Origin of the sequence: Streptomyces smaragdinus, from assembly GCF_009604385.1 — a bacterium.
GTDB classification, from domain to species: domain Bacteria; phylum Actinomycetota; class Actinomycetes; order Streptomycetales; family Streptomycetaceae; genus Streptomyces; species Streptomyces smaragdinus.
This window is the reverse complement of sequence record NZ_WEGJ01000058.1, coordinates 1-26,876: the sequence shown is the minus strand read 5'-3', so window position 1 is coordinate 26,876 and position 26,876 is coordinate 1. Positions and strand designations below refer to the sequence as shown.

The following is a 26,876-nucleotide window of genomic DNA, read 5'->3' as shown; positions in this document are numbered from 1 at the left end:
GGGGTTGATGTGGAGTGTGTCTGCGGCGCTGCGCGCCTTGGGGCGGGAGCGGGGGGCGGGGCGCTGCGCGCCTCGCAGTGAGGGGCGGCGCTGCGCGCCTCGGGATGCGGAGTGAGGCGTCGGCGCTTCGCGCCGCCGGGCGGGCGACTGCGGGGGCGATCGTTCGAGGGCCTGTGCTCCGGGGGAGTTCCCCGCGGTTGGCGGGCTACAGGGGGCGGTGACCTGGGACAATCCGGTGGCCGCGTACGGGAGTGAGGGGACGTTCGACACGCCTGCGCGCGTACGGGAAACGCGCCTGAATGGACCACGACGCTGCAGTACGCGCGTAGGTGTGTCGGGCGGCCCCGACCCCCGGCGGGACTGCGGCGCACCCACAGCGCAAGGCGAGGTGCACCCCCCGCCCGGCGGCGAGCCGACGACGCGAACAAGACCCCCTATCCAGCCCGCCCGGCGTTTGAGGGCGAGGCGCGAAGCGCCGAAAAGCCCGGCCGGCGCTTGAGGCCTCCGGCCGAAGGCCGGATGCGCGTCAGCCGACGCAAACGGGAGACGAAGACCGACCCACACCGCCGCGCGACGGAGGCGCGACGGAGGTGACCTCTGACCAAAGCCAACCAATCGAGTGACCGCTCCCCCATCCGGCTGACGCCCACCCCCCGTACAACTATCGTGCACCCGCAGTGGGGACCCCGCCCCAGGGCCAAAAGGCCCACCGGCATTGCACTGTCGGCACCGGGTGCGACAGTGGACGTACGCACAGCCACCGCGAGGGGGTGAGGTCGGCCCGTGACGGACGACGACGTACAGCGGCAGCCGCCGCGAGGCACAGGCGCTGCGGCAGCCCGCGCCAGAGCCCTGGCCGTGCTCCGCGTGCGGCACACCGCGCTGACCGTGGCCCTCCTCCCGCTGGCCGTGGCCGTGGTGCTGGTCACCGGCTCCGCGACGGACCGGATCCACGGCGGCCTCGAAGCCTCCCGCTGGTGGGTGGCCGCCGGGGGCGCCGTCCTCCTCGCCCTGGCCGCCCTCGTCGCCGACGCGGTGCTGCGCGCCGAGCCCGCCCGCAGCCCCACCGTGCCCATCGCCAGGGACGCCGCCCCCGACCTGCACCGGCTGGTGGCCGACCTCGCCGACCGGCTCGGCGTGCCGGCTCCCTCCGCGATAGCCCTGACCCCCGACTGCGACAGCTGGCTCGAGGACCGCAGCCCCCGGCGTCCCGGGCGGGCGCTGCTGCGCGGCCGGGAGGCCCAGGAGTTGCCGCCGCCCGTGCTGGTGATCGGTTCCCCGTTCCTGTGGTGGATGCGCGTCGCCGAGCTCCGCGCCCTGCTCGCCCCCGTCGTGGCCGGTACGGGCCCCTCCGCCCAGCCCGACATCGCCGCCGCCCGCCGCTTCATCCGGGGACTCGACGCCGCCGCCGCGCTGCCCCCGGGCCGCCTCCCGGCGCCGGCGGGGGCGTTCGTCCGGTTCACGGCGAAGCTGATGCTCCGCGCCTGCGGGGAGCACCCCGCCGAGATGGAGCGCGGCGTCGCCGCCGCCGGATCGGAGCGGGCGCAGACCGTCGACTTCGGCCTGCGCATAGCCGCCCAGGAGCAGGTGGGCCTCGCCTACGCGGGCTGGGACCGGCTGCTCACCCGCGTCGCCCTGCCCGCCTGGCGGATGGGCCGCTGGCCCTCCCGTCTCGACGCCGGCGTCGTCTCCGCCCTCACCGAGCTCTCCCGCCGGGACCGTCTCGCCGCCCAGGAGGGCGCGTTCGCCTCCCGCCTCGGCGAGCGTCCCGCCTGCGATCTGCTGGAGGAGCCCGGCGCGGTCGACGAGGCCGTATCGCTCCTCGCCGCCCGGCTGTTCCACGGCGGCCCGGCCGAGCCCGGCCCCGGCTGGTGCCCGGTGGCCTGGGAGCAGTATCCGGACGAGGTCGTCGACCGCAAGTGGCGTACGGAGGCCGCCCGGCTGCACCGGGCCCTCGACGGGCTCGTCAAGCAGGGTGAGAGCGGCCGGTCGGCGACCCTGGCCCGCGTCGTGGACTGGCTGGACGACGGCGGTGACCGCGAGGCCCTCGCCGACGCCCTGCGCGCCGCCCCCCGCGATCCGGCGGGCCAGGTCCCGCTGACCGCGCCGCTGTTCCCGCTGCAGGCCCCCCGGACGGGGCGCGAGCTGCTCACCGACCATGTGCTGGCGATGGTCTGCTGCGCCGCCGTCGACACCGCGGGGGCGGCGCCCGGCCTGGACTGGCTCGACGGGCCCGCGCTGCTCGTCGACGGCGAGCGCCGGCCCGAGCTGGGCCGGGCGGTGCAGTCCCTCGTGGAGTCCGGCGACGCGACGGCGCTGCGGAGCTGGCTGAACGACGCGGGAGTCCGACCCGAGAAACCGGTTCTGCTCGTCTGAGGCGAGCACACGCGTACACGCACACCGCCGCCCGACGACGCGGCATGCCGACGGAAGGCGACACCATGGGAACGGAGCAGATCCGGCGCTGGGAGTCCGGCGCCCTCGCGCACGCCGTCTCGGACCCCTTCGCCCAGGGCCCGCTGCCCTGGCTGCGCGAGGGCGAGCGCTACTTCGACGACGGACAGCTCGTCCCCTGGTACGTGGAGCTGGGCTGCGGCCAGAGCAGCGGCGGCACGGTCCCCGCCCAGCGCGCCGCCGGGCCCCGTACGGCCGACGACGTCCACGGCCAGATCAAGGGCTTCGCCTCCGCCGGCGCGGTCGCCCCCGGCGAGTCCATCGACTTCCGGGTGACGGTCAGTCCCCCGCAGCACTTCGGCGTCGACGTCTACCGCATCGGCCACTACGCGGGCGACGGCGCCGCCAAGATCACGACCAGCCCGCGGTTATCCGGCATCGTCCAGCCCGCCCCGCTGAGCGCCGACCGTACGGTGTCCTGCCACCACTGGTGGCTCTCCTGGCGGCTGCAGATCCCCTCGTACTGGAGCCCCGGCGCCTATGTCGCCGTCCTCACCACCGACGACGGCTTCCGCTCCCACATCCCGTTCACCGTGCGCGACTTCGAGCCCGCCGACCTGCTGCTCGTCCTGCCGGACGTGACCTGGCAGGCGTACAACCTCTTCCCCGAGGACGGTGCCACCGGCGCCTCGCTCTACCACGCCTGGGACGGCGACGGCCGGCTGCTGGGCGAGCCGGACGCGGCCGTCGCCGTCTCCTTCGACCGGCCCTACGCGGGCGCCGGGATGCCGCTGCACGTGGGGCACGCGTACGACTTCATCCGCTGGGCCGAGCGGTACGGGTACGACCTGGCGTACGCCGACACCCGCGATCTGCACGCCGGCCGCGTCGACCCCGCCCGCCACCGGGGCCTGGTCTTCCCCGGGCACGACGAGTACTGGTCGGTGCCGATGCGCCGGCACGCGACGGCCGCCCGCGACGCCGGGACGTCGCTGGTGTTCCTCTCCGCCAACACCATGTACTGGCAGGTGGAGCTGGCCCCCTCCGTCTCCGGCGAGCCCGACCGGATGCTGCGCTGCCGCAAGCGCCAGGGGCCGGGGAAGTCGGCGCTGTGGCGCGACCAGGGGCCGCCGGAGCAGGAGTTGCTGGGGATCCAGTACGTGGGGCGGGTCCCGGGCGCGTGGCCTCTCGTCGTACAGAACTCCGACCACTGGCTGTGGGACGCCACCGGTACGCAGGACGGCGACGAGGTCCCGGGTCTCGTCGCCGGGGAGGCGGACCGGTACTTCCCGCGCGCGCCGCTGCCGCCGCACACCGAGCGGATCCTGCTCGCGCACTCGCCGTACCGCGACGCCGGATCGGTGCGCCGGCATCAGGAGACGTCGCTGTACCGGGCGCCGAGCGGCGCGCTGGTCTTCGCCGCCGGCACGTTTGCCTGGTCCCCGGCCCTGGGCCGCCCCGGGCACACGTCCCCGGTGATCCAGCGGGCGACGGCGAATCTGCTGGACCGTATCTGCAAGCGCGACTGACGCCCGCCCTCGGGCGGGCCGAGGCCGTCGTCTACGGTGACGGCGGGGGGAGCTCGTACGAGGAAAGGCGCAGGCAGATGCACATCCGCGAGGCGACCGCGCAGGACGTCGGCCTCATCTCCGTCCTGCTCGGCGAGACCGAGGGCCACTACGGCGGCGACCCCTCGCCCCGCGACCCCGCGCAGATCCGCGGCGCGCTGTTCGGCCCGCGTCCGGCGGCGACGGTGCTGCTGGCGGAGGACGGGGACGCGGGCGTGCTCGGGTTCGCGTCGTACACCTTCCACTGGCCGGCGTCCGGGGCGCACACGAGCCTGTTCCTCAAGGAGCTCTACGTCCGCGACCACGGCCGGCGCCGGGGCGTGGCCCGGGCGCTGATGGAGCGGCTGACGGACATCGCGCGCGAGCTGGGCTGTACGCGGGTGGAGTGGACGGCGGACACGGACAACCCGCAGGCCCTCGCGCTGTACGAGGCGCTGGGGGTGCCGCCGAAGCCGGACAAGATCTTCTACCGCGCGCCGGTGTAGGAGGCTGCTCGCTCAGGGCCGCCCAGCGACGTCGCGCCGACTACCCCGGCCAACCCGTCTGTCCGGCTGGGGGTCCGGGGGTCATCCCCCGGAAAATGCAGTAGCCCCGCCAGCTCCCGCCGCGAGTTCACGCCCAGCTTCGGATACGCCTTGTACAGGTGGTACTCCACCGTCCGCGGCGACAGGAACAGCTGCGACGCGATGTCCCGGCTCGACGTCCCCACCGCCGCCAGCCGCACGACCTGCAGCTCCTGCGGCGTCAGCGCCGCCAGCGGCGACGCGCCGGCGGACGCCGGGGCCGTGACCTCGCCCGTCGCCCCCAGCTCCGTGCGCGCCCGGTCCGCCCAGGGGGCCGCGCCCAGCTCCGTGAACAGGTCCAGCGCCGTACGCAGCTGCTCGCGCGCCCGCGTCCGGAGCCGGGCGCGGCGCAGCTGCTCCCCGTACAGCAGGGCCGTACGCGCCCACTCGAACGGCCGCCGCTCCCCCTTCGCGTGCAGCTCCAGCGCCGCCTCGAAGTGCTCCGCCTCCCCCGTCAGCAGCGCCCGGTCGCGCAGCGCCACCGCGCGCGCCCACGTCTGCCCCGACGCATCCGCCCACGCCTCGAACCGCCGCGCCGCAGCCGAAGCGCGCGCCGGGTCGCCGAGCCGGTACGCCGCCTCCACCTCGTCCGCCGCCGCGAAGATCAGCGCCGCGCTGACCCCGCCCTCCTCCCGCGCCGCCGCCAGCCGCGCGGCGGCCGCCTCGTACCGCCCGAGCCCCAGGTCCAGCAGCGCCAGCGCCGTCAGCCCGTAGTTGCCGTCCGCCGCCATCGACCCGGACACCAGCCGCCGGACCCGCTCCTCGTCCCCCTCGACCGCCGCGATCCGCGCCACCAGATGATCGAGCCGCTCGATCCGCTTGCGCAGCCCCGTGTCCCGCGCGATCGTCGCCGCCTCCGCCACCGTGGCCTCGGCGTCCCGGTGCTCCCCCGCGTAGATCTGCACCCGGGCCAGCACATGCAGCAGATACGGCAGCCGCCCTATCCAGCCGCGCCGCCGGGACTCCTGGATCAGCTCCCGCACCAGCGGCAGCACGGTGTCGTCCGGCAGCAGCGACGCCACGGAGACCGTCTGCATCGCCGCGCTCGCGTCGCCGGAATCCGCGAGCGACCCGGCGAGCTCCGTCAGCAGCGGCAGCCCCCGCGCGTAGTCACCGGCCTGGACCGCCGCCAGCCCCCGCACCGAACGGTCCACCGCCGTCCGCCCGCCGAGCAGCTCGCCGGCCAGCCGCAGCGCGGCCTCGTCCCCGGTGAACCAGGCGTACGTGGCGGCCGTCTGCAGCATCGACGCCGAGCGCCGGCTGCCGTTCACCGGCCGGGCGTGGTCGGTGAGCAGCCGCGCCGCCTCCGCCGGGCGGTCGTCCTCAAAGAGCCAGAAGGAACTGATGTACGCCAGCTCCGCCCGCCGCTCCGGGTCGGCCGTCTGCCCGTACGCCTCGTCCGCCAGCTGTGCCGCCTGCTCCGCGTGCCCCGCCTGCTGCGCCGCCCACGCCCCGGCCGTCAGCCGCCGCACCCGGTCGGCGGGCTCGGGGGAGAGGCGGGCGGCCTGCGCGTACACGCCGGCGGCGGACGCCGGGCCGCCGCGCGCCGAGGCCCGCTCCGCGTACCCCTCCAGCGCCGCCGCCGCCGGCTCGTCGGGGCCCATCGCGGCGGCCGCCCGGTGCATGGCGGTGCAGTCCGGGGAGCCGTCCGCGGAGACGTCGGCGAGCACCCGGTGCATCGCGACGCGGCGGGCGGCGGGGACGCTGGCGTAGGCGGCGGCGCGCATCAGGGGATGGGAGAAGGTGATCCGGTCCGGGTGCACGGTGACCAGCCCCTGCGCCTCCGGTTCGGCGAGGTCCTCCAGCCCGGCGCCGAAGTGGGCGGCGGCGGCGAGCAGCAGGTCGAGGATGCCCCGGCTCTCGGCGGCGGCCAGCTGCACGATCAGCCGGCTGCGTTCGGGGAGGGCCATCACCTTCGCCCGGTACGCGGCCAGCACCCGGTCCGGGGCGGTCAGCGGCGACGCCCCGGCGAGCGGCGCCCCGCCCACCGAGTCCGCGAACTCGGCCATGGCCAGAGGGTTTCCCTCGGCGGACGCGAGCACCCGCTCCCGAGCCGACGCCGGTACGCCCAACTCGTCCAGCAGCAGCCGCGCGTCGTCCCCCGCCAGCCGCCCCAGCTCCAGCTCCGGCAGCCCCGCCGCCCGGAACCCGCCGTCCCGGGCGGCGAACACCAGCGCCACCCGCTCCGCCACCAGCCGCCGCGCGGCGAACAGCAGCGCCTCCACCGACGGCTCGTCCAGCCACTGGGCGTCGTCCAGCACCGCCAGGACGGGCCCGTCCTCCGCCACCTCCGCCAGCAGCGACAGCACCGCCAGCCCGGTCAGAAACCGGTCCCCCGGCCGCGCCCCGCCCGTCCCGACCGCCGCGCACAGCGCGTCGGACTGCGGCTCCGGCAGCGCGTCCACGCGGTCCACCACCGGCCGCAGCAGCTGCAGCAGCCCCGCGAACGCCAGGTCGGACTCCTCCTCGAAGCCCGTCGCCCGCAGCACGGTCCAGCCCTCACCGGCCGTCTCCTGCGCGTACGACAGCAGCGCCGACTTGCCGATCCCGGCCTCGCCGCGCAGCACGAGCGCGCCGCCGCGCCCGCTGCCGGCCGCCTCCAGCAGCCGCCGCAGTTCCGTCTGTTCCGTGGTCCGTCCGACCAGCATCCGTAAGTCTCCGCATCGGCCCAGTAGTCGATTACCGAAGCGCTACGGATTCGGCGGGCATTCCCGCGGACCTAACTTCGAGGGCATGACGAACAATCTTTTCGACACCGTCCGGATCGGCCGCCACGAGCTCCCCCACCGCCTCGTCATGGCCCCGATGACCCGCTCCCGCGCGGAGGACGGCGGCCTGGTGACCGAGCTGACCGCCGAGTACTACGCCCAGCGCGCCGGCGCCGCGCTCATCGTCACCGAGGGCGTCCAGCCGTCCATGCGCGGCCAGGGCTACATCCAGACCCCCGGTCTGCACACCGACGAGCAGATCGCCGCCTGGCGCAAGGTCACCGACGCGGTGCACGCCGAGGGCGGCGTGATCTTCGCCCAGCTGATGCACGCCGGGCGGATCGGCCACCCGACCCTCTATCCGGACGGCGGCCTCCCCGAGGCGCCCTCCGCGGTGGCCTCCGGCGGTCAGCTGTTCAGCGGCGCGGGCATGCTGGACCACCCCGAGCCGCGTGAGCTGTCGCTGGACGACATCGCCCGGGTCATCGACGAGTTCACCGCCGCCGCCCGCAACGCCGTGGAGGCCGGGTTCGACGGTGTGGAGCTGCACGGCGCGAACGGCTACCTCATCCAGCAGTTCCTCTCCGACAACGCCAACCGCCGCACAGACGCCTACGGCGGCTCCGTCGAGAACCGCATCCGCTTCGCCGTCGAGGTCACGCAGGCCGTCTCCGACGCCATCGGCGGCGACCGAGTGGGCTTCCGCGTCTCGCCCGGCGGCACCTTCAACGGGATCACCGAGGAGAACCCCGAGGAGCTGTACACGGCGCTGACGAAGGCCCTCGCCCCGTACGGCCTGGCGTATCTGCACGTCACGGAGGTCGGCGACCCGGCGATCACGGACAGGATCCGCCGCGACTGGCCGGCCGCGCTGATCCTCAACCCGGCGGGCAAGCCCCTGGAGGAGGCCGCCGAGCACGCCGAGCGGGCGCTGCGCGACGGCCGCGCCGACGCGGTGGCGTACGGCAGGCTGTGGCTGGCCAACCCCGACGCGCACGAGCGCATCCGTACCGGGGCGTCGTTCAACACCGATGACCCCGACACGTACTACGGGGGCGACCACCGGGGGTACACGGACTACGCGCCGCTTGGCTGACCCGGGTGCGTGCCCGTCCACCCCGCGGCGGTGGGCGGGCGCGACATGGGCGACAATCGGTGCGTCGTAGCAATCTCCCGGAGGACGCCGTGACCGGTTTCGTCGTAAAGCCCGAGCCCATCGAGGTACCGGGGCTGGTGCATCTGCACACCGGCAAGGTGCGCGAGCTGTACCGGGACGCCCAGGACCGGCTCGTCATGGTCGCCAGCGACCGGATGTCCGCGTACGACTGGGTGCTGCCCACGGAGATCCCCGACAAGGGCCGGGTCCTCACGCAGCTCTCGCTGTGGTGGTTCGACCAGCTCGCGGACCTCGTCCCCAACCACGTCATCTCCACCGACCTCCCCGCCGGCGCCCCCGCCGACTGGGAGGGCCGCACGCTGATCTGCCGGCGGCTCGACATGGTCCCGGTCGAGGCCGTCGCCCGCGGCTATCTCACCGGCTCCGGGCTGAAGGAGTACGAGGTCTCCCGCACCGTCTGCGGCCTCGCCCTCCCCGAGGGCCTCACCGACGGCTCCGAACTCCCCGCGCCGATCTTCACACCGGCGACGAAGGCGGAGGTCGGGGAGCACGACGAGAACGTGTCGTACGAGGAGGTCGCCCGCCGGGTCGGCGCCGACGTGGCGGCGGAGCTGCGGCAGACGACGCTCGCGGTGTACGGGCGGGCGCGGGAGATCGCGCGGGACCGGGGGATCATCCTGGCGGACACGAAGTTCGAGTTCGGGTACGACGACGGGACGCTGATCCTGGCGGACGAGGTGCTGACGCCGGACTCCTCGCGGTTCTGGCCGGCGGACGCGTGGCAGCCGGGGCGGTCGCAGCCGTCGTTCGACAAGCAGTTCGTACGGGACTGGCTGACGTCCCCGGCGTCCGGCTGGGACCACCGCGGCGAGGCACCGCCGCCGGAGCTGCCGGAGGCGGTGGTGGCGGAGACGTCGGCCAAGTACGTGGAGGCGTACGAGCGTCTGACGCGGATGCGGTGGCTCTGACCCCGTAGGCGCCGCGTTCTCCCCGGGGGTAACCCCCGGACCCCCAGCCGCAACCACACCACCCGGGCGAAACACGGCACCACCATCGTTAAACCCGGGTATAGGAGAGACTTCCCCCCTCCGTCTCGTAAGGTTTGGGCCGTGGGATCTCTGCGCAATCCGGTCGGACCTCTTCCCTCCAACATCTACTGGCGGCGAAGGGGCCTGCTGGCTGCCCTGGTTGCGCTGCTCGCCCTCGTGATCGCCTGGGCGTTCACCCTGGGCGGCGGGGGCGGCGGCGGTGACAAACCGGAGGGCAAGGGTCCGGCGGTGTCGATCACGCCCGGCCCCAGCAGCTCGGGGCCGCTGATCACCGGACGCCCCGGTGGCGGCGGTGAGACGGACAACGGCGACAAGGGCGACGACGGCAACGGGACCCCGGGCAGCGGCGCGTCGGACGAGCCCGGCGACGCGGCGTCGGGCGACGGCGGCGGAACGGGCGGCGGCGACACCGGCGGCGGTACGGAGGCCGGGGGCGGTACGGGCGGCAGCGGTACGAACGGCTTCCCCGTGGGCGACGACGGCGTGCCGTCCGAGTCGACGCTCCCCGACTGCGACTCCTCCGCGGTGACGTTCCGCATCCGCAGCACGCAGAAGACGTATCAGCCCGGCGAGAAGCCGGAGTTCGAGCTCACCGCGACGAACGCCGCGTCCAGCGCCTGCAAGCTGGCCTTCGGCCCCGAGTGGGCCGTGATCACGATCCGGGACGCGGACGACGACACCCGGCTGTGGTCCTCCGAGGATTGCCCGTGGACGTCGAACGCGATACTGCTGGAGGTCCCGGCGGGCGGTTCGATGCAGCGCACGATCACCTGGGACCGGGTGCGCAGCGCCCCCGAGTGCGCCGAGGTCAAGGCGCGTTCGGTCGGGACGGGCGGCTTCCAGGCGGAGCTGAAGCCGAAGGGCCTGCCGCTGTCGAAGGCGCAGTTCACGCTCGACGCGTAGGGGTTACGGGCCTCAGACGTACCGCTCGAGGATCGACGACTCCGCGAGCCGCGACAGCCCCTCGCGTACGGACCGGGCCCGGGCCTCGCCCACGCCGTCCACCGTCTGCAGGTCCTGGACGCTCGCGGCGAGGAGCTTCTGCAGCCCGCCGAAGTGCTCGACGAGCCGGTCGATGACCAGGCCGGGGATGCGCGGCACCTTCGCCAGCAGCCGGTAGCCCCGCGGCGACACCGCCGAGTCCAGTGTCTCGGGGGACCCGGAGTAGCCCAACGCGCGGGCGACCGTGGACAGTTCCAGCAGCTCCGCGTGCGACAGCCGGTCCAGCTCGGCCACCGCCTCCGGTACGGTCCGCTGCCGCTTGCCCGTCCGCTCCGGCACGTAGTCCCGTACGACCAGTTCACGCTCGGGCTCGACGCCGGCGATGAGCTCGTCGAGCTGGAGGGAGAGCAGGCGGCCGTCCGTGCCGAGCTCGACGACGTACTCGGCGATCTCCGTGGCGATCCGGCGGACCATCTCCAGACGCTGCGACACGGCGGAGACGTCCCGGACCGTCACCAGGTCCTCGATCTCCAGCGCCGACAGCGTGCCCGCGACCTCGTCGAGCCGCAGCTTGTACCGCTCCAGCGTGGCCAGGGCCTGGTTCGCGCGGGAGAGGATGGCCGCCGAGTCCTCCAGGACGCGGCGCTGGCCGTCGACGTACAGCGCGATCAGCCGCATCGACTGGCTGACGGAGACGACGGGGAAGCCGGACTGGATCGACACCCGCTGCGCCGTCCGGTGCCGGGTGCCCGTCTCCTCCGTGGGGATGGAGGCGTCGGGCAGCAGCTGCACGCCCGCGCGCAGGATCTTCGTCAGGTCGTGGTCGAGGACGACGCCGCCGTCGAGCTTGCACAGCTCGCGCAGCCGCGTCGAGGTGAAGTCGACGTCCAGGACGAAGCCGCCGGAGCACACCTCGTCGACGACCTTGTCCATGCCCAGGACGATGAGCCCGCCCGTGTTGCCGCGCAGCACCCGCTCCAGCCCGTCGCGCAGCGCCGTACCCGGCGCCACCGCGCTGAGCGCGGCGCGCATCTTGAGGCCGTCGGAGCCCGGGCCGGCACCGGCTCTGCCGGGAGCCGCCGCCCGGTCGTTGGCTGCCACGTCGCGTCCTCCAGGTCGGGGTCCGGAGCCGGCCCCCGGCCCGGCGCGACACGCGCCGGAAGGGCCTGCCCATGGACAAGGGGTGCAAAGTCTACCGGCGGGCCCGCTCCGTCCGGTCTGGAGTTCCCGGTCCGGGGCCGGGAGGCTGTCTTCGAACCTCCGTCGTCCGTACGGGAGCCCCTAGGACCTACCGGTCTTCTCGGGTGCCGCCTGCTTCTCCTCGCTCTTCTGTCCGCCGCGGGATCTGCGCCGGGGCAGGGCCCGCAGCGCCTCCCCTATGTCCGCGACCTCGCGGACCTCGATGCCCGGCGGGACCTTGCCCGGGTCGGCGGGGACCAGCGCCTGCGTGAAGCCGAGCCGCGCCGCCTCGGCCAGACGGCGGGAGACGCCCGTGACCCGGCGGACCTCGCCGGCCAGGCCGACCTCGCCGATGGCCACCAGGTTCTTCGGCAGCGGGGTGTCGCTCGCCGCGCTCGCCAGGGCCAGCGCGACCGCGAGGTCCGCGGCCGGCTCGGACAGCTTCACCCCGCCGACGGTGGCGCTGTAGATGTCGCGCTTGGACAGCGCCGTGATCTGGCCGCGCTGCTCCAGGACGGCCAGCATCATCGACACCCGGGAGGTCTCCAGCCCCGACGTGGTCCGGCGGGGGGAGGGGATCTGCGAGTCGACGGTCAGCGCCTGGACCTCGGCGACCAGGGGGCGGCGGCCCTCGAGGGTCACGGTCAGACAGGTGCCCGGGACGGGCTCGTCGCGGCGGGTGAGGAAGAGGCCGCTGGGGTCGGCCAGGCCCGTGATGCCCTCGTCGTGCAGCTCGAAGCAGCCGACCTCGTCCGTCGCCCCGTACCGGTTCTTCACGCCGCGGACCAGGCGCAGCCGCGCGTGGCGGTCGCCCTCGATGTGCAGCACGACGTCCACCAGGTGCTCCAGCAGGCGGGGGCCGGCGACGGCGCCGTCCTTCGTGACGTGGCCGACGAGGATGGTCGACATCCCCCTGTCCTTGGACGCGCGGATGATGGCCCCCGCGACCTCGCGCACCTGCGCCATACCGCCGGGGGCGCCGTCGATCTCGCCGGACGCGACGGTCTGGACGGAGTCCAGTACGAGGAGGGAGGGCTTCACCTCGTCCAGATGCCCGAGGACGGTCGCCAGGTCGGTCTCGGCGGCCAGATACAGATGGTCGCTGAGCGCGCCGATCCGGTCGGCCCGCAGGCGCACCTGGCCGGCGGACTCCTCACCGGTCACATACAGCGTGCGGCGCTCGGCGTCCGCCGCCTTCGCGGCGACGTCCAGCAGCAGCGTCGACTTCCCGACGCCGGGCTCCCCGGCCATGAGGATCACGGCCCCGGGGACCAGCCCGCCCCCGAGCACCCGGTCCAGCTCCGGCACCCCCGTCCCCCGGGCCTCGGCCCGGGTGCCGTCGACCTGGGCGATGGGCACGGCGGACGTGGTCACACGGGTGGCGGCGGTGGTCCGCACCTGCGGCGCGCCCGCCTCCTCGATCGTCCCCCAGGCCTGGCACTCCGGGCAGCGCCCGAGCCATTTGGCGGTGGTCCACCCGCACTCGGAACACCGGTAGGAGGGGCGGTCCTTGCCGCCGGTCTTTCGCTGAGCCATGGGGGCCACGGTAGCGGGTGGGTCCGACAACGCCGCCGGCGTCCGCCGTGCCCCGGGGGCATATCCCCCCGGCGCGCGTGAAGCGTGGACGCGCCCCGGAACACGCCGTTCCATTCCCCACATCGAGCGATCCCCTCACCCGTCAGGGTGAGTTGAGCCGAACCTCAGGTATGCGTCACCGAGAATCCCCCTACCGTCACCGGGGTGACAAGCAGCCGGACCGACCACACCCGCCCCCGCGGCGGAGGCGCCCACGCCGGAGAAACGTCCCGCCACCGGGCGAAGCCCGTCCCGCAGACGCCCCCGGCCGCGTACGAGCCGTACCTCGACGGCCTGTTCACGTACTGCCTGTCCGTGCTCTGCGACCACGACGAGGCCACCGCCGCCCTCGGCGACGTCCTCGCCCTGGCCGAACGCCGCCCCCGCCGCCCCCGGAGGGCCCCCGCTGCCCACCGCGCGGCGGCGCGGCGCCCGTGGCTGTACTCCCTGGCCCGCTGGTCCTGCCTGCGCAGGATGACCGAGAAGGAACGTTCCCGTACGACCACCCCCGCCGACGGCGACACCGCGGACGAACGCCGCCGGGAGCTGGCCCGGCTCGCCTGGCCGGAGGCCGCCGGGACCACCCCGGAGCAGCGGGAGGCGCTGGAGCTGGCGGTCCGCCACGGCCTGCCCCCGGACGAGGTGGCCGTCGTCCTCGGCATGGACCCGTACGCCGCGCGCGACCTCCTCTCCCGCGCCGCCTGCGAGGTGGAACGCACGCAGGCCGCCCTGGCCGTCGTCGAGCGCGGCCACTGCCCCGTCGTGGCCCGCCTGGCCGGTGACAGCGAGGTCCTGCTGGGGGCGGCGCTGCGCCGCGAGCTCGTACGCCACGTCGACGACTGCCCCGACTGCCGCCGCACCGCCGAGCGGGCCGGCCTCGCCGCGGGCTGGCCGGGATCGCTGGGCTGGACGGCACAGGCCACCGGACGGCTCCCCGTGATCGCCGCCCCGCGGGCCCCGCTGCACGCCGCGATGCTGTACGCCCAGCGCACGCGCCGGGTGCACGCGCCGCGCTACGACCGTACGGGCCGTCCGCGCGACCCCAAGGTCCGCGCCGCCCGCCGCGACCGCCTGCGCAACCGGGCGATCACGTCGACGGTGGTGGCGACGGTGCTGGCGGCGCCGGTGCTGGCCCTGTGGGCGGCGTACCGGAGCGCGCCGGCGACGGGGGAGGGGACGGCGGGCGTGTTCCCGACGGCGAGCGACCACGCGGACGGGCCGCAGGAGCTGGACGGCGCCCCGGTGGAGAAGGCGGGCAGCGCGCAGGCGGTGCCGTCACCGCGGTTCACGGCGGGCAGCAGGGCGCCGGACGTCTCGGTGGAGGTCGTGGACGACGGCGGTCCCGCGGGCCGTCCCGCCCGCCCCGGCGCGGGCCCGGGCCGGCTGACGGTGGAGGCGATGCCGAGCGGCGACGCCACGCTGATCACGCTGCGCGCGTCGGGCGGCGCGGCGGTGCGCTGGCAGGCGAGCGCGAACGCGCCGTGGCTGACGTTCAGCAGCACGCAGGGCACGCTGTTCCCGGGCGAATCCACGACGATCACGGTCTCGGTGAACCACGCCCGCGAACCCCGCGCGTCCTGGAACGCCCGCGTCTTCATCGCCCCCGCAGGCGCCGAAATCCTCCTCCACGGCCAGGGCAGCCCCCGCTCAATCCCCCGCCCGCCAACCCCGGCCCCCACGACACCCGCCCCGGACCCGACCCCGACAACTCCACCGCCGGACCCGACCCCGACAACGCCCCCACCGACAACGGACCCCCCACCGTCAACGGACCCAACCCCAACCCCAACCCCAACCCCAACCCCAACGGAAACAACCCAGCCCCCACCCCCGTAGCGGCGGCCGACGGTGCCCCCCGGAACCGGCAACGCCACCCCCGTAGCGGCGGCCGACGGTGCCCCCCGGAACCGGCAACGGGTGGCTATGCGGGTGGGAATCCCCCCGCGCCGAAGGCGCGGGGCGGCCGCCGCGGCAGCGACCAAAGAGGATCACCCCAGAAGGGAAACATCCCGCACAGCCCCACGATCCGCAGACGTAGCCATAGCCGCATAAGCCCGAAGCGCAGCAGAAACCTTCCGCACCCGATCCCGAGGCGCATACCGCCCCCCAAGAGCCGACCGCCGAGCGGCCAGCTCCTCCTCGGAGACGACAAGCTCGATGGACCGCCCCGGGATATCGATCCGAACCAGATCCCCGTCCTCGACGAGCGCGATCACACCCCCGGCAGCAGCCTCCGGCGACGCATGCCCGATGGACAACCCGGACGTCCCCCCGGAGAACCGCCCGTCGGTCACGAGCGCACAGGCCTTCCCGAGCCCCCGCCCCTTCAGGAAGGACGTCGGATACAACATCTCCTGCATCCCGGGCCCGCCCCGGGGCCCCTCGTACCGGATGACGACGACATCCCCGGCCTTGACCTGCTTACCGAGAATCTTCTCGCACGCCTCCTCCTGCGACTCACAGACAACCGCAGGCCCCTCGAACGTCAGAATCGAGGCGTCCACCCCCGCGGTCTTGACCACACACCCGTCGACCGCGAGATTCCCCCGCAGCACGGCCAGCCCACCGTCCTGCGTGTACGCGTGCTCCTTGGACCGAATGCACCCCCCGGCGGCATCCGTATCGAGGGACTCCCACCGCTCCGACTGCGAGAACGCGGAAGCGGACCGCACGCACCCGGGCGCCGCGTGCCACAGCTCCACGGCCTCGGCGGACGGCGACCCACCCCGAACGTCCCACTGCTTCAGCCAGTCGGCCAGCGAATCGGAGTGCACCGAGTGCACCCCCTCGTTCAGCAGCCCCGCCCGGTACAGCTCCCCGAGGATCGCGGGGATCCCGCCGGCGCGGTGCACGTCCTCCATGTAGTACGTCCCCTGCGGCGCCACGTTCGGCGCGACCTTCGCGAGGCACGGCACCCGCCGCGACACGGCGTCGATCTCGTCCAGCCCGAACGACAGCCCGGCCTCCTGGGCGGCGGCCAGCAGGTGCAGGATCGTGTTGGTGGACCCGCCCATGGCGATGTCCAGCGCCATGGCGTTCTCGAACGCCGCCTGGGTCGCGATGTTCCGCGGCAGGACGGTCTCGTCGTCCTGCTCGTAGTACCGCCGCGCCAGCTCGACGACGGTCCGCCCGGCGTTCTCGTACAGCGCCCGCCGCGCGGTGTGTGTGGCCAGGACGGAGCCGTTGCCGGGCAGCGACAGTCCGATCGCCTCGGTGAGGCAGTTCATGGAGTTGGCGGTGAACATCCCGGAGCAGCTGCCACACGTCGGACAGGCGTTCTGCTCGATACGGAGCACGTCCGCGTCGGAGATGTTGTCGTTGGCCGCGTCGACCATGGCGTCGATGAGGTCCAGCTTGCGGACGGTCCCGTCCACGAGGGTCGCCTGGCCGGCCTCCATGGGCCCGCCGGAGACGAAGACGACGGGGATGTTCAGCCGCAGGGCGGCCATCAGCATGCCCGGGGTGATCTTGTCGCAGTTCGAGATGCAGATCAGCGCGTCCGCGCAGTGCGCCTCGACCATGTACTCCACGGAGTCCGCGATCAGGTCCCGCGACGGCAGGCTGTAGAGCATTCCGCCGTGCCCCATCGCGATGCCGTCGTCGACGGCGATGGTGTTGAACTCCCGCGGCACCGCCCCGGCGGCCTTGATGGCGTCCGACACGATCCGCCCGACGGGCGCGAGGTGGGTGTGCCCGGGCACGAACTCGGTGAAGCTGTTCGCCACCGCGATGATCGGCTTCCCGATGTCCTCACTGGCTACACCCGATGCCCGCATGAGGGCGCGGGCGCCCGCCATGTTGCGGCCGTGGGTGACGGTGCGGGACCTCAGCTCGGGCATCAGTGCCTCCCGGGAGTCGAATCGTGGGAGCTTACGAGATTACGCCCCCCGTTCAAGATTCGGACGCACTGTCCGCGATACGGAACCCGTGACCGCCCCCTGAGACCGGGCGGTCACCCGTCGGCGAGATGCTGCTGCACCACGGGGGCCAGCCGCCGGATCAGATCCTCCGGATCGGCGGACGCCAGCGGCTCGACCTTGATGATGTACCGCAGCATCGCCGTCCCCACGAGCTGCGCCACCGCCAGCTCCGCCCGCAGCTCCGCGTCCGTCCCCGTCAGCTGGGGGGCGACCCGTTTGAGGAGCTGGCGGACGACGGTCGCGCGGAAGATGGACGCCGCCGTCTCGTTGTTCACCGCCGAGCGGATGACGGCCAGCAGCGGCTCGCGGGTGAAGGTGTTCTCCCAGACGCCGAAGAGGTGCCGCGTCAGCCGCTCCCCGGCCTCCTCGGGCGCTCCGGCGGACAGCACGTCCGGTATGTCGAGCGCAGGCTGGACGGCGTCCCGGAGGGACGACGCGAAGACCTGCTCCTTGGGCCCGAAGTAGTGGTGGACGAGTGCCGGGTCGACGTCCGCCCGCCTGGCGATGCCGCGGATGGACGCCTTGTCGTAGCCCCGCGCGGCGAATTCCGTACGGGCCGCCGTCAGGATCCGCTCCCGCGCGCTGGGCCCGCCGTCCGCCTCCCCCGCGGCCGGCCGTCCGCGCCGCCGCCGGGGTGCCCCGGCGGTCGTCACCGCGTGCCCCGCGGGGCGGCCGTCGCCAGGTTCAGCCGGGTGAACGCCAGGGCCTCCGCCAGATCGGCCTCCCGCTCCGCGGCGGACATCGCCCGGCGGGTGTTCACCTCGACCACCACGTTCCCGTCGAAGCCGGTCGCCGCCAGCCGCTCCAGCAGCTCCGCGCACGGCTGCTTGCCGCGCCCGGGCACCAGGTGCTCGTCCTTCCCGGACCCGGACCCGTCGGCGAGGTGGACGTGCGTCAGCCGCTCGCCCATCCGCGCGGCCATGTCCAGGGCGTCGTTGCGCGCCGTGGCGGTGTGGGAGAGGTCGATCGTGAAGTGGCGGTAGTCCTGCTCGGTGACGTCCCAGTCGGGGGCGTACGCGAGCATCTCCCGGTCCCGGTAGCGCCAGGGGTACATGTTCTCGACGGCGAACCGTACGTCCGTCTCGTTCGCCATCCGCCAGATGCCGTCGACGAAGTCCTTCGCGTAGGTGCGCTGCCAGCGGAAGGGCGGATGTACGACGACGGTCGACGCCCCCAGCCGCTCGGCGGCGGACCGGGCGCGCTGCAGCTTCTCCCACGGGTCCTTCGACCACACCCGCTGGGTGATCAGCAGACACGGCGCGTGCACGGCGAGCACCGGCACCTCGTGGTAGTCGGAGAGCCGGCGCAGGGCGTCGATGTCCTGGCTCACGGGGTCGGTCCAGACCATGATCTCGACGCCGTCGTAGCCCAGCCGGGCGGCGGTCTCGAAAGCGGTCGCCGTCGGCTCCGGATAGACCGAGGCCGTGGACAGCGCGATCTTCGCGTCGGGGATCCGCACTAGCTCTGCCACGGAGACAGGGTACGGCCTGTCCCGGCGGACGGTCCGCTCACGGCAGCTGGTCGAGCTTGCGCAGGATGACACCCTCGCGCAGCGCCCAGGGGCACAGCTCCAGCTCGTCCACCCCGAACAGGTCCATCGTCCCCTCCGCCACCAGCGCCCCCGCCAGCAGCTGCGGCGCCCGCCCGTCGGACACCCCCGGCAGCTGGGCGCGCTGCTCGGTGTTCATCGCCGCCAGCTTCGGCACCCACTCCTCGAGGGACGCCCGGGTCAGCGTGCGGTGTACGTACAGCCCCTCCGCCGAGCGGGCGGCGCCGGCGATCCGGGCGAGCTGGCGGAACGTCTTGGACGTCGCCACCACATGGTCGGGATGCCCGAGCCGGGCGAAGTCGCTCACGGTGCGGGCGATCTGCGCCCGTACGTACCGGCGCAGCGCCCGTACGTCCTCCGCCCCCGGCGGATCGCCCGGCAGCCAGGACGCCGTCAGCCGGCCGGCGCCCAGGGGGAGCGACACCGCGCGGTCCGGGTCCTCGTCTATGCCGTACGCGATTTCGAGTGAACCCCCGCCGATGTCCAGCACCAGCAGCCGCCCCGCCGACCAGCCGAACCACCGCCGCGCCGCGAGGAACGTCAGCCGCGCCTCCTCCTCGCCGCTGAGCACCCGCAGCTTCACCCCGGTCCGGGCCGCGACCCGCGCCAGCACGTCCTCCGCGTTGGCGGCCTCCCGTACCGCGGACGTGGCGAACGGCAGCACGTCCTCGGCGCCCTTGTCCTCCGCCACGAGCAGAGCCTCGTCGATCGTCTCGATCAGCCGCTCGACCCCGGTCGAATCGATCGCCCCCTCGTCGTCGAGGAGCTCCGCCAGCCGCAGCTCCGCCTTGTGCGAGTACGCGGGCAGCGGGCGGGCGCCCGGGTGGGCGTCCACGACGAGAAGATGAACCGTATTCGAACCGACATCGAGTACTCCGAGTCTCATGGTGGAGACGCTACTGCCTCCCGGAGGGGGCCGTACGCTGGTGGTGTGGCCAAGACGAACAAGGCAAACCGGGCAGACGCCGCACAGCAGGCGCGGCCCGACGAGACCGCTCTCGACTTCCCCCGCGCCTGGGTCGAATTCCCCGACCCCGCCGACGAGGACCAGGTCTTCCGCGCCGACCTGACGTGGCTGACGTCACGCTGGTCGTGCGTCTTCGGACAGGGCTGCCGGGGCATCGAGGCGGGCCGGGCGGCGGACGGCTGCTGCACGCTCGGCGCGCACTTCTCCGACAAGGACGACGAGAAGCGGGTCGCCGGCTTCGTCAAGCAGCTCACGCCGGAGCTCTGGCAGTACCACGCGGAGGGCACGTCCTCCCGCAGGGGCTGGGTGGAGCTCGACGAGGACGGCGAGCGCAAGACCCGCCGGGTCGACGGGGCGTGCATCTTCAACAACCGCCCGGGCTTCGCCGCCGGCGCGGGCTGTGCGCTGCATCTGCTGGCGCTGCGGGAGGGCCGCGAGCCGCTGGAGACGAAGCCGGACGTGTGCTGGCAGCTGCCGGTGCGGCGCACGTACGACTGGGTCACGCGGCCGGACGACACCAAGGTGCTGATGGTGTCCATCGGCGAGTACGACCGCCGGGGCTGGGGCCCCGGGGGCCACGACCTGCACTGGTGGTGCACCTCCGCGCGCTCGGCGCACGGGGCGGGCGAGCCGGTGTACGTGAGCTACCGCGCGGAGCTGGTGGAGCTGATGGGGCGGAAGGGGTACGACGTGCTGGTGGAGCTGTGCGAGCAGCGCCTGGCGTCCTCGCTGCCGCTGGTGGCGCCGCATCCGGCGGACGACTGCTGAGTCTTGTGGGGATAACCCCACACCCCCAGCCGGGGGGCGGGGTCGCCGCCCGGCTTCGAGGGGCGGGCGTCCGCGCTTCCCGGCGGCCGGATAATCGGCGTATGACCGAAGCGCAGCCCGACAGCCGCCCCCTGCCCGAACCGCTGAGGTTCTTCGGTACGACGTGGGTCGACCGCGCCGCCCCGTACTGGCTGCGCCGCGCCGCCCTGGCCGTGGGCGCCCTCGCGGCGACGGCCGCCGGCGCGCTCGTCCTCAAGCTGGCGTACGACGGGCTGACGCTGGGGGAGAGCGGCGGCCTGGTGCCCTGGCTGCTGGTCATCGCGTTCGCGGTGTGCAGTTCGCTCGCCTTCACGCGCACCCTCGCGCGTTTCACCGCCCGCCCCAGCGGGGAGGACGCGGCCCGCGACGCCTCGCTGCGCGCGGTACGGGGGATCGGCTTCCTCGGCGTCCTGCTGGCGTACCTCGTCCGCGACCTGATCGAGGCCCCCGGCGAGAAGCTGCACCGTACGGAATGGCGCTCCGCCGTTGCGCTGTACGAGAAGCAGCGCACGTCCCGCACGGGCAACCCGGCGAGGCGCAAGCGCAGGCGCTGACACCCCCGTTGCGGCGGATGCATGATCACCGTATGACGACGCAGCCCGGCAACACACCCCGCGCCCTCTCCTTCGACGAAGCCGCCGCCCACTACGCCGCCGTCCGCCCCGACTACCCGCCCGCCCTCTTCGACGCGATCGAGGACCTCACCGCCCGCCCCCTGGCCGGCTCCGACGTCCTGGACTGCGGCGCCGGCACCGGCATCGCCACCCGCCTGCTGCGTGCCCGCGGCGCCCGCGTCGTCTCCCTCGAACCGGGCGCCGGCATGGCCGCGGAGCTCCGCCGCGCCGAACCGACCGCCCCCCTCGTCCGCGGCGACGGCAACCACCTCCCCTTCGCCGCCAACACGTTCGACCTCCTGACGTACGCCCAGGCCTGGCACTGGACCGACCCCGACCGCTCCGTCCCGGAGGCCCTGCGCGTGCTGCGCCCCGACGGGGCCCTGGCGCTGTGGTGGAACGAGGCGGACGTGACCGTGGAGTGGGTGGCCGAGGAGGAGCGCGCCCTGTCGATGCACGCCCGCGGCGCCACGGACGAGCTCGACGGAGTCCTGGCGCCCTACCCGGTCACCCTGGAGACCGTGCGGGTCCCCTGGTCCCGCCGCCTGACGGTGACCGGCCACGTACGCAACATCGCCAGCCACTCCCACTTCCTGATCATGGACCCCGCCGATCGGACCAAGGCCCTCGACGGCCTCACGGCGGAGCTGGAGCGCCTGTTCCCGGACGGCGAGCTCGACGAACCGTACGTCTGCAATCTGACCGTAGTCCGCCCCGCAGCCGGCTGACCGCCCATGTCAGGGGCCCACCCGACCCCGTATCAGGGACATCCCTGAGTCCTCCCGGACATGTGTCAGCATCCTTTGACAGGTGTCGGCGACGCCTGTCAACGTGGAGTACACGAAGAGCGAAGGAAGGCCGCACATGGCGGACCCCGACCCCACCGGCGACGAGCTCCTCAAGGTGCTCGCCGCGCTCGGCAACCCGCACCGGCTGCGGATCGTCGCCGCACTCGGCGAGGGCCGCGAGTACGTCAGCCGGCTCGCCCGCGAGCTGCGGATGGGCCGCCCGCTGCTGCACATGCACCTGCAGCGGCTGGAGGCCGCGGGGCTGGTCCGAGGAGAGCTCGAGCTCTCCCCGGACGGTAAGGCCATGAAGTTTTTCGAGCTCACGCCGTTCAGCTACACCCTGAGCCCCGCGGTCATCGCCCGGGCGGCGCGGACGATCAAGGACCACGAGACGGAGAAAGAGGACGCCACATGAACGAGCAGACAGTGACACTCGCCGCGGACGAGGCCGGCGCGGTCGTCGGCGCCGTCGGCGCCCTGGGCTTCTTCGCCCTGATGATCGTGGTCGTCTGGCAGCTCGCCGCGACCTGGCGGGCCAGGGCGCTCGCCGCCCGCGAGGACCAGTACAAGCAGATGGCGTCGCGCTACCAGCAGCTGCTGGAGGACAACCTCGAGCTGCACCGCCGCTCCCTCGACGAGCTCGAGGAGGCACGGCGCGCGCTGTCCTCCATGGAGAAGATGATGCGCTCGATCGACTGACACACACCGGCGTACGAAAGAGCGGGACACCCCTGACGAGGGTGTCCCGCTCTTTCGTTTCACCCGCCAACGGTCCTTGACGCGCCTCGTCCCGCGCGGGATATTCAACACATGATGAATTACGACTCCGCCCCCTCGGGCCCCCCGGACGACCCCGCCGTCCACGCCCGTGGCCTCACGGTCGTACGAGGCCCGCGGACCGTCCTGCGAGGCATCGACTTCGACGTCCCCCGCGGCCAGATCACCGGCCTCCTCGGCCCCTCCGGCTGCGGCAAGTCCACCCTGATGCGGGCGACCGTCGGCACCCAGGCCAAGGTCACCGGCACCCTCCAGGTCCTCGGCCTCCCCGCCGGCTCCCCCGCGCTGCGCAGCCGCATCGGATACGTCACCCAGGACCCGTCCGTCTACCTGGACCTCACCGCCCGCCAGAACCTCGACTACTTCGCCGCCGTCCTCCTCCCCCACGCCTCCCGCGCCGACCGCCACGCCCAGGTCACCGCCGCCCTCGCCGACGTGGACCTCGAGGACCACGCCGACGCCCTCGCGGGCAACCTCTCCGGCGGCCAGGTCAGCCGCGTCTCCCTGGCCGTCGCCCTGCTCGGCACCCCCGACGTCCTGGTCCTCGACGAGCCGACGGTGGGCCTGGATCCCGTACTCCGCCGCGACCTGTGGGACCTCTTCCACCGCATCGCGACCGAACGCGGCGCCGCCCTGCTGATCTCCTCGCACGTCATGGACGAGGCCGAACGCTGCGAACGCCTGCTCCTCATGCGCGAGGGCCGGATCATCGCCGACGACGCGCCCGACGCGCTGCGCGAGCGAACGGGGACGGGGACGGTCGAAGAGGCGTTCCTGAAGATCGTCGACGCCGAGAAGGCCAAGGAGGCACTCCGATGAACGCTACCCGCACGCTCTCCACCGCCGCCCGCGTCCTGCGCCAACTCCGCCACGACCCGCGCACGGTCGCCCTGATGCTCCTGGTCCCCTGCATCCTGCTGGCGCTGCTCTACTGGGTCTTCGACGGCAAACAACAGCAGTTCAACTCCCTGGGCGCGTCCCTCCTGGGCATCTTCCCCCTGATCACGATGTTCCTGGTGACCTCGATCGCCACCCTGCGCGAACGCACCAGCGGCACCCTGGAACGCCTCCTGGCGATGCCCCTGGGCAAGGGCGACCTGATCGGCGGCTACGCCCTGGCCTTTGGCCTCCTCGCCATCGTCCAGGCCGTCCTGGCCACGGCCCTGGCCGTCTGGTTCCTCGACCTCGAGGTGGCGGGCTCCCCCTGGCTGCTCCTGGTCGTGGCCCTCCTGGACGCCCTCCTCGGCACAGCCCTGGGCCTCTTCGTCTCCGCCTTCGCCTCCTCGGAATTCCAGGCGGTCCAGTTCATGCCGGCGGTGGTCCTCCCCCAACTCCTCCTGTGCGGCCTGTTCGCCCCCCGCGAGACGATGCAGCCGGTCCTGTACGCGATCTCGAACGTCCTCCCGATGTCCTACGCGGTGGACGCCATGGGAGAAGTCCTCACCCACCCGACCATCACCACGACCTTCATCCGCGACGCCTCAATCGTCGCCGGCGCCGCAGCCCTGGTCCTAACCCTGGGCGCAGCCACCCTCCGCCGCCGCACGGCGTAACCACCGTCACGGAATCCGCCGCTTTTGCGCCGAGAAGCCGACGTCCACGATCCCCAGCGCCACATACCCCTCGGCCAGCAACTCCCGCACTCGTTCCGGACGCGCCCGCCGTGCCCGCCGGTAGAAGACCTGGGCCCGTAGGTAGTCCGGATGCCGGAGTACGGCCTCCGGCTCCACCGGCAGACTGACCGTCATCCGGTGCAACGACGTCCCGAAGGCCGCCACCGCTTCCCGCAGCTCCGGCGGATGCCCGCGCAGGCGCGCCCACAGACGGCGTCCCGGTTCCCACGGAGCGCGATACGCATGGTCCACCGGCCGGTCCCGGGCGCCGGCGCCGAGGAACGCCACGGCGAAGAGGACACAGCTCCCCACGCTGTACGTCCACGCCATGTGTCTGTCGGGCAACCACCCCAGGCCCCACGCCGCCCAATAGAAAACCGCGCAGAAGCCCCCGCCGACCGCCGAGGCGAAGAGCCGCGACCGTGCGGCGAGAGCGGACAAGGACCGCCCCCGCCCGTACCTCCGAGCCCCCACCGACCCCACCCCCGTCCTCACCCTGGAGCATCCCCGCCCGTACCCAACCCCCGTAATCCCCATATCAGCGCACAAACCTTCGACCCTCATTGCCGGACCCCGGCAATTACCCGGCCGATGCCCAGGCTGTGGACAACCCGGAGGGAGAGGCACCGCGGATGCGAGGATGACCCCATGACGCAGAAGGTCGCAGTGCTCGGCGCAGGGAAGATCGGCGAAGCCCTCCTCAGCGGGATGATCCGCGCGGGCTGGTCGCCGACCGACATCCTGGTCACCGCCCGCCGCCGCGAACGAGCCGACGACCTCCGCACGCGCTACGGCGTGGAGTCCGTCTCCAACGCCGACGCCGCCAAACGCGCCGACACCCTGATCCTCGCCGTGAAGCCGCAGGACATGGGCACCCTCCTCCAGGAGCTCGCCCCGCACGTCCCCGCCGACCGCCTCCTCATCAGCGCCGCGGCCGGCATCACGACGGCGTTCATCGAGGGCCACCTCCCGCACGACACCCCGGTCGTCCGCGTCATGCCGAACACCCCCGTCCTCGTGGACGAGGGCATGTCCGTCCTCAGCGCCGGCACCCACGCGACACACGAGCACCTGACCCGGGCCGAGGAGATCTTCAAGCCCGTCGGCAAGACCCTCCGCGTCCCGGAGACCCAGCAGGACGCCGCCACCGCCCTCTCCGGCTCGGGCCCCGCGTACTTCTACTACCTCGTCGAGGCGATGACCGACGCCGGCATCCTCCTCGGCCTCCCCCGCGACAAGGCCCACGACCTGATCGTCCAGGCCGCGATCGGCGCCGCCGTCATGCTCCGCGACAGCGGCGAACACCCCGTGAAGCTCCGCGAGGCCGTCACCTCCCCCGCGGGTACGACGATCAGCGCCATCCGCGAGCTGGAGAACCACGGCGTACGAGCCGCCCTGATCGCCGCGATCGAGGCCGCCCGCGACCGCTCGAAGGAACTCGGCGGCCAGTGACGCGACCCCCCGTCCCCACCGGGGGTAAACCCCCCTCCGAGGACGGGTGACGACCGGATCCCGCCGCAGCTCCCGGCTCCGTACGGTCATGGCTATGACGAAGAAGCAGCGCACCCTGGCCCTGGCCCTGACCACCGCGGCCCTCACGGCCGCCACGGCCACCGCCTGCAGCACCACGCACGACGGCGCGGCGGAGGAGCGCACCTTCACCCTCCCGGGCGGCACGAAGACCCTGACCATCGAATCCGACGACAGCGCCCTCGAACTGGTCCCGGTCGACCGCACGGGCACGGACATCAAGGTCACCCGCTGGTTCAAGGCGGAGAAGTGGAACGGCGAGACCGGCACCAGCTGGTCCCAGCAGGGCAGCACCCTCACGTTCGAGGAACACTGCAGCGGCGTCTTCGTGAACTGCGAATCCCGCCACCGCGTGGAGGTCCCGAAGGGCTTCGCCGTCAAGGTCGTCGAACACGACGGCTCGGTCAAGGCGGAAGGCTTCACCACCCCCCTCGACATCACCACCGAGGACGGCTCGATCAAGGTCACGGACATCGCTGCCCCCCTGAAGCTCACGACGAAGGACGGCTCCATCCAGGCCGACGCCCTGAACACCCACGACGTCCGGGCCCACACGAACGACGGCAGCATCCGCCTCGACTTCACCGACACTCCCCAGCGCGTGACGGCCGAGAGCAAGGACGGCAGCGTCCGCCTGACGGTCCCGCGCACGACGTACAAGGTGACAGCGGACGCCCGGGACGGCGGCGTCGACATCGACGTCCCGCGCGACGACACCAGCGCCCGCACGCTCGAGGCCCACACCCACGACGGCTCGATCCGCATCACCGCGACCCACTGACCCCCGCCCCACATGGGCGACTTGACACGGGTGTCCCCGGTCCGTAAAGTTCTTCGGGTTGCCACGGAGTCGTCTCAGACTTCGAGCAGTCACATCGACTGTTTCCGGCAACACCTCACTACTCAGTACGTTCCCTTCACCGGGTCAATTTCGGCGTGCCCGAAATTCGAGTCGGAAGGCCCGATTAGGCGCCTGGAAGGAAATCCGCTAACGTAGTGACCACCGCGAGGACGGAACGCGAAAGCGAAACGGACTCAAGGGAAAGCCCGCCGGCCGGGTTCGGACACTGAAAAGAGTCTGATAGAGTCGGAAACACCGAAGGGAAGCGCCCGGAGGAACCGGTGAAAGGGTTCCGAAGGAAGCGTCCGTTCCTTGAGAACTCAACAGCGTGCCAAAAGTCAACGCCAGATATGTTGATACCCCGTCGCTCCCACG

The 26,876-nt window shown here is 73.2% G+C and carries 24 protein-coding genes; 16 read left to right on the top strand and 8 right to left on the bottom strand.

Annotated features, from left to right (window positions below):
* Window positions 1–783 precede the first annotated feature (783 nt).
* The 3 genes from SRB5_RS33650 (at window position 784) to SRB5_RS33640 (ending at window position 4,447) form a co-directional block, all read left to right on the top strand.
* Entirely contained in the window at window positions 784–2,376 is a 1,593-nt protein-coding gene (locus SRB5_RS33650) for a hypothetical protein (protein WP_323378933.1), read from the top strand.
* A gap of 65 nt (window positions 2,377–2,441) precedes the next feature.
* Window positions 2,442–3,923: a N,N-dimethylformamidase beta subunit family domain-containing protein gene (locus SRB5_RS33645; protein ID WP_153457323.1), complete on the top strand. Its 1,482-nt coding sequence runs from the start codon at window positions 2,442–2,444 to the stop codon at window positions 3,921–3,923.
* A 77-nt stretch (window positions 3,924–4,000) separates the two neighbouring features.
* Window positions 4,001–4,447: a GNAT family N-acetyltransferase gene (locus SRB5_RS33640; RefSeq protein WP_153457321.1), complete on the top strand. Its 447-nt coding sequence runs from the start codon at window positions 4,001–4,003 to the stop codon at window positions 4,445–4,447.
* Here SRB5_RS33640 and SRB5_RS33635 read toward each other — a convergent pair.
* Window positions 4,429–7,173, bottom strand: coding sequence for a helix-turn-helix transcriptional regulator (locus SRB5_RS33635; protein WP_153457319.1), 2,745 nt, complete (start codon window positions 7,171–7,173; stop codon window positions 4,429–4,431). The two genes, SRB5_RS33640 and SRB5_RS33635, sit on opposite strands and share 19 nt — an antisense overlap.
* Before the next feature lie 85 nt (window positions 7,174–7,258).
* Here SRB5_RS33635 and SRB5_RS33630 point away from each other — a divergent pair, with 85 nt between their 5' ends.
* From SRB5_RS33630 to SRB5_RS33620, 3 genes are all read left to right on the top strand, one after another.
* Entirely contained in the window at window positions 7,259–8,329 is a 1,071-nt protein-coding gene (locus tag SRB5_RS33630) for an alkene reductase (RefSeq protein ID WP_153457317.1), read from the top strand.
* Between the two features lie 89 nt (window positions 8,330–8,418).
* Window positions 8,419–9,318, top strand: a complete 900-nt coding sequence (locus SRB5_RS33625) for a phosphoribosylaminoimidazolesuccinocarboxamide synthase (protein WP_323378932.1) — start codon at window positions 8,419–8,421, stop codon at window positions 9,316–9,318.
* Window positions 9,319–9,459: 141 nt separating this feature from the next.
* Entirely contained in the window at window positions 9,460–10,302 is an 843-nt protein-coding gene (locus SRB5_RS33620; RefSeq protein WP_153457313.1) for a hypothetical protein, read from the top strand.
* 12 nt (window positions 10,303–10,314) lie between these two features.
* Here the strand turns inward: SRB5_RS33620 and disA are convergent, their stop codons facing one another.
* Together disA and radA are read right to left on the bottom strand one after the other, a co-directional pair.
* Window positions 10,315–11,442 carry a DNA integrity scanning diadenylate cyclase DisA gene (disA, locus tag SRB5_RS33615; protein WP_323378931.1) on the bottom strand — a complete coding sequence of 376 codons (1,128 nt, stop codon included), beginning with the start codon at window positions 11,440–11,442 and terminating at the stop codon, window positions 10,315–10,317.
* Window positions 11,443–11,622: 180 nt separating this feature from the next.
* Window positions 11,623–13,056, bottom strand: a complete 1,434-nt coding sequence (radA, locus tag SRB5_RS33610) for a DNA repair protein RadA (RefSeq protein WP_153457312.1) — start codon at window positions 13,054–13,056, stop codon at window positions 11,623–11,625.
* Window positions 13,057–13,260: 204 nt separating this feature from the next.
* Between radA and SRB5_RS33605 the strand changes: the two genes are divergently transcribed.
* Window positions 13,261–14,931, top strand: a complete 1,671-nt coding sequence (locus tag SRB5_RS33605; RefSeq protein WP_323378930.1) for a BACON domain-containing protein — start codon at window positions 13,261–13,263, stop codon at window positions 14,929–14,931.
* Window positions 14,932–15,083: 152 nt separating this feature from the next.
* On the opposite strand, the gene ilvD is transcribed toward SRB5_RS33605, so the two are convergent.
* The 4 genes from ilvD to SRB5_RS33585 all read right to left on the bottom strand — a co-directional run bounded on the left by ilvD (window position 15,084) and on the right by SRB5_RS33585 (window position 19,450).
* Entirely contained in the window at window positions 15,084–16,934 is a 1,851-nt protein-coding gene (gene ilvD, locus SRB5_RS33600; RefSeq protein WP_153457310.1) for a dihydroxy-acid dehydratase, read from the bottom strand.
* 113 nt (window positions 16,935–17,047) lie between these two features.
* Entirely contained in the window at window positions 17,048–17,668 is a 621-nt protein-coding gene (locus SRB5_RS33595) for a TetR/AcrR family transcriptional regulator (protein WP_323378929.1), read from the bottom strand.
* Window positions 17,665–18,486, bottom strand: a complete 822-nt coding sequence (locus tag SRB5_RS33590) for a sugar phosphate isomerase/epimerase family protein (protein WP_323378928.1) — start codon at window positions 18,484–18,486, stop codon at window positions 17,665–17,667. Before SRB5_RS33590 ends, SRB5_RS33595 begins: the two co-directional genes overlap by 4 nt.
* Before the next feature lie 37 nt (window positions 18,487–18,523).
* Window positions 18,524–19,450, bottom strand: a complete 927-nt coding sequence (locus SRB5_RS33585; RefSeq protein ID WP_153457308.1) for a Ppx/GppA phosphatase family protein — start codon at window positions 19,448–19,450, stop codon at window positions 18,524–18,526.
* 45 nt (window positions 19,451–19,495) lie between these two features.
* Between SRB5_RS33585 and SRB5_RS33580 the strand changes: the two genes are divergently transcribed.
* From SRB5_RS33580 to SRB5_RS33550, 7 genes are all read left to right on the top strand, one after another.
* Window positions 19,496–20,299 (top strand): hypothetical protein, encoded by an 804-nt coding sequence (locus SRB5_RS33580; RefSeq protein ID WP_323378927.1) that lies wholly within the window; start codon window positions 19,496–19,498, stop codon window positions 20,297–20,299.
* Between the two features lie 101 nt (window positions 20,300–20,400).
* A complete protein-coding gene (locus tag SRB5_RS33575; protein ID WP_153457306.1) occupies window positions 20,401–20,892 on the top strand; it encodes a hypothetical protein in 492 nt (163 codons plus the stop codon).
* A gap of 32 nt (window positions 20,893–20,924) precedes the next feature.
* Window positions 20,925–21,680, top strand: a complete 756-nt coding sequence (locus tag SRB5_RS33570; protein ID WP_153457304.1) for a class I SAM-dependent methyltransferase — start codon at window positions 20,925–20,927, stop codon at window positions 21,678–21,680.
* A gap of 136 nt (window positions 21,681–21,816) precedes the next feature.
* Entirely contained in the window at window positions 21,817–22,155 is a 339-nt protein-coding gene (locus SRB5_RS33565) for an ArsR/SmtB family transcription factor (protein ID WP_153457302.1), read from the top strand.
* Window positions 22,152–22,439, top strand: a complete 288-nt coding sequence (locus SRB5_RS33560; RefSeq protein WP_153457300.1) for a hypothetical protein — start codon at window positions 22,152–22,154, stop codon at window positions 22,437–22,439. The genes SRB5_RS33565 and SRB5_RS33560 overlap by 4 nt, the downstream gene beginning before the upstream one ends.
* Window positions 22,440–22,550: 111 nt before the next feature.
* Window positions 22,551–23,336 carry an ABC transporter ATP-binding protein gene (locus SRB5_RS33555; RefSeq protein WP_153457298.1) on the top strand — a complete coding sequence of 262 codons (786 nt, stop codon included), beginning with the start codon at window positions 22,551–22,553 and terminating at the stop codon, window positions 23,334–23,336.
* The gene (locus tag SRB5_RS33550) at window positions 23,333–24,070 is read left to right on the top strand and encodes an ABC transporter permease (RefSeq protein ID WP_153457296.1); all 738 of its coding nucleotides are present in this window, start codon (window positions 23,333–23,335) and stop codon (window positions 24,068–24,070) included. The genes SRB5_RS33555 and SRB5_RS33550 overlap by 4 nt, the downstream gene beginning before the upstream one ends.
* 6 nt (window positions 24,071–24,076) lie before the next feature.
* Here the strand turns inward: SRB5_RS33550 and SRB5_RS33545 are convergent, their stop codons facing one another.
* Window positions 24,077–24,475 carry a hypothetical protein gene (locus SRB5_RS33545; RefSeq protein ID WP_153457294.1) on the bottom strand — a complete coding sequence of 133 codons (399 nt, stop codon included), beginning with the start codon at window positions 24,473–24,475 and terminating at the stop codon, window positions 24,077–24,079.
* Between the two features lie 303 nt (window positions 24,476–24,778).
* Here SRB5_RS33545 and proC point away from each other — a divergent pair, with 303 nt between their 5' ends.
* Window positions 24,779–25,582 (top strand): pyrroline-5-carboxylate reductase, encoded by an 804-nt coding sequence (proC, locus tag SRB5_RS33540; RefSeq protein ID WP_153457293.1) that lies wholly within the window; start codon window positions 24,779–24,781, stop codon window positions 25,580–25,582.
* A gap of 94 nt (window positions 25,583–25,676) precedes the next feature.
* A complete protein-coding gene (locus SRB5_RS33535; protein WP_153457291.1) occupies window positions 25,677–26,441 on the top strand; it encodes a DUF4097 family beta strand repeat-containing protein in 765 nt (254 codons plus the stop codon).
* The last annotated feature ends 435 nt before the right edge of the window (window positions 26,442–26,876 follow it).

Bases quoted from the DNA above. Each gene is read 5' to 3' on its own strand.
- SRB5_RS33645 (WP_153457323.1), top strand. From the start codon at position 2,442: ATGGGAACGGAGCAGATCCGGCGCTGGGAGTCCGGCGCCCTCGCGCAC.
- SRB5_RS33640 (WP_153457321.1), top strand. From the start codon at position 4,001: ATGCACATCCGCGAGGCGACCGCGCAGGACGTCGGCCTCATCTCCGTC.
- SRB5_RS33635 (WP_153457319.1), bottom strand. From the start codon at position 7,173: ATGCTGGTCGGACGGACCACGGAACAGACGGAACTGCGGCGGCTGCTG.
- SRB5_RS33630 (WP_153457317.1), top strand. From the start codon at position 7,259: ATGACGAACAATCTTTTCGACACCGTCCGGATCGGCCGCCACGAGCTC.
- radA (WP_153457312.1), bottom strand. From the start codon at position 13,056: ATGGCTCAGCGAAAGACCGGCGGCAAGGACCGCCCCTCCTACCGGTGT.
- ilvD (WP_153457310.1), bottom strand. From the start codon at position 16,934: ATGCCCGAGCTGAGGTCCCGCACCGTCACCCACGGCCGCAACATGGCG.
- SRB5_RS33585 (WP_153457308.1), bottom strand. From the start codon at position 19,450: ATGAGACTCGGAGTACTCGATGTCGGTTCGAATACGGTTCATCTTCTC.
- SRB5_RS33575 (WP_153457306.1), top strand. From the start codon at position 20,401: ATGACCGAAGCGCAGCCCGACAGCCGCCCCCTGCCCGAACCGCTGAGG.
- SRB5_RS33570 (WP_153457304.1), top strand. From the start codon at position 20,925: ATGACGACGCAGCCCGGCAACACACCCCGCGCCCTCTCCTTCGACGAA.
- SRB5_RS33565 (WP_153457302.1), top strand. From the start codon at position 21,817: ATGGCGGACCCCGACCCCACCGGCGACGAGCTCCTCAAGGTGCTCGCC.
- SRB5_RS33560 (WP_153457300.1), top strand. From the start codon at position 22,152: ATGAACGAGCAGACAGTGACACTCGCCGCGGACGAGGCCGGCGCGGTC.
- SRB5_RS33555 (WP_153457298.1), top strand. From the start codon at position 22,551: ATGATGAATTACGACTCCGCCCCCTCGGGCCCCCCGGACGACCCCGCC.
- SRB5_RS33550 (WP_153457296.1), top strand. From the start codon at position 23,333: ATGAACGCTACCCGCACGCTCTCCACCGCCGCCCGCGTCCTGCGCCAA.
- proC (WP_153457293.1), top strand. From the start codon at position 24,779: ATGACGCAGAAGGTCGCAGTGCTCGGCGCAGGGAAGATCGGCGAAGCC.
- SRB5_RS33535 (WP_153457291.1), top strand. From the start codon at position 25,677: ATGACGAAGAAGCAGCGCACCCTGGCCCTGGCCCTGACCACCGCGGCC.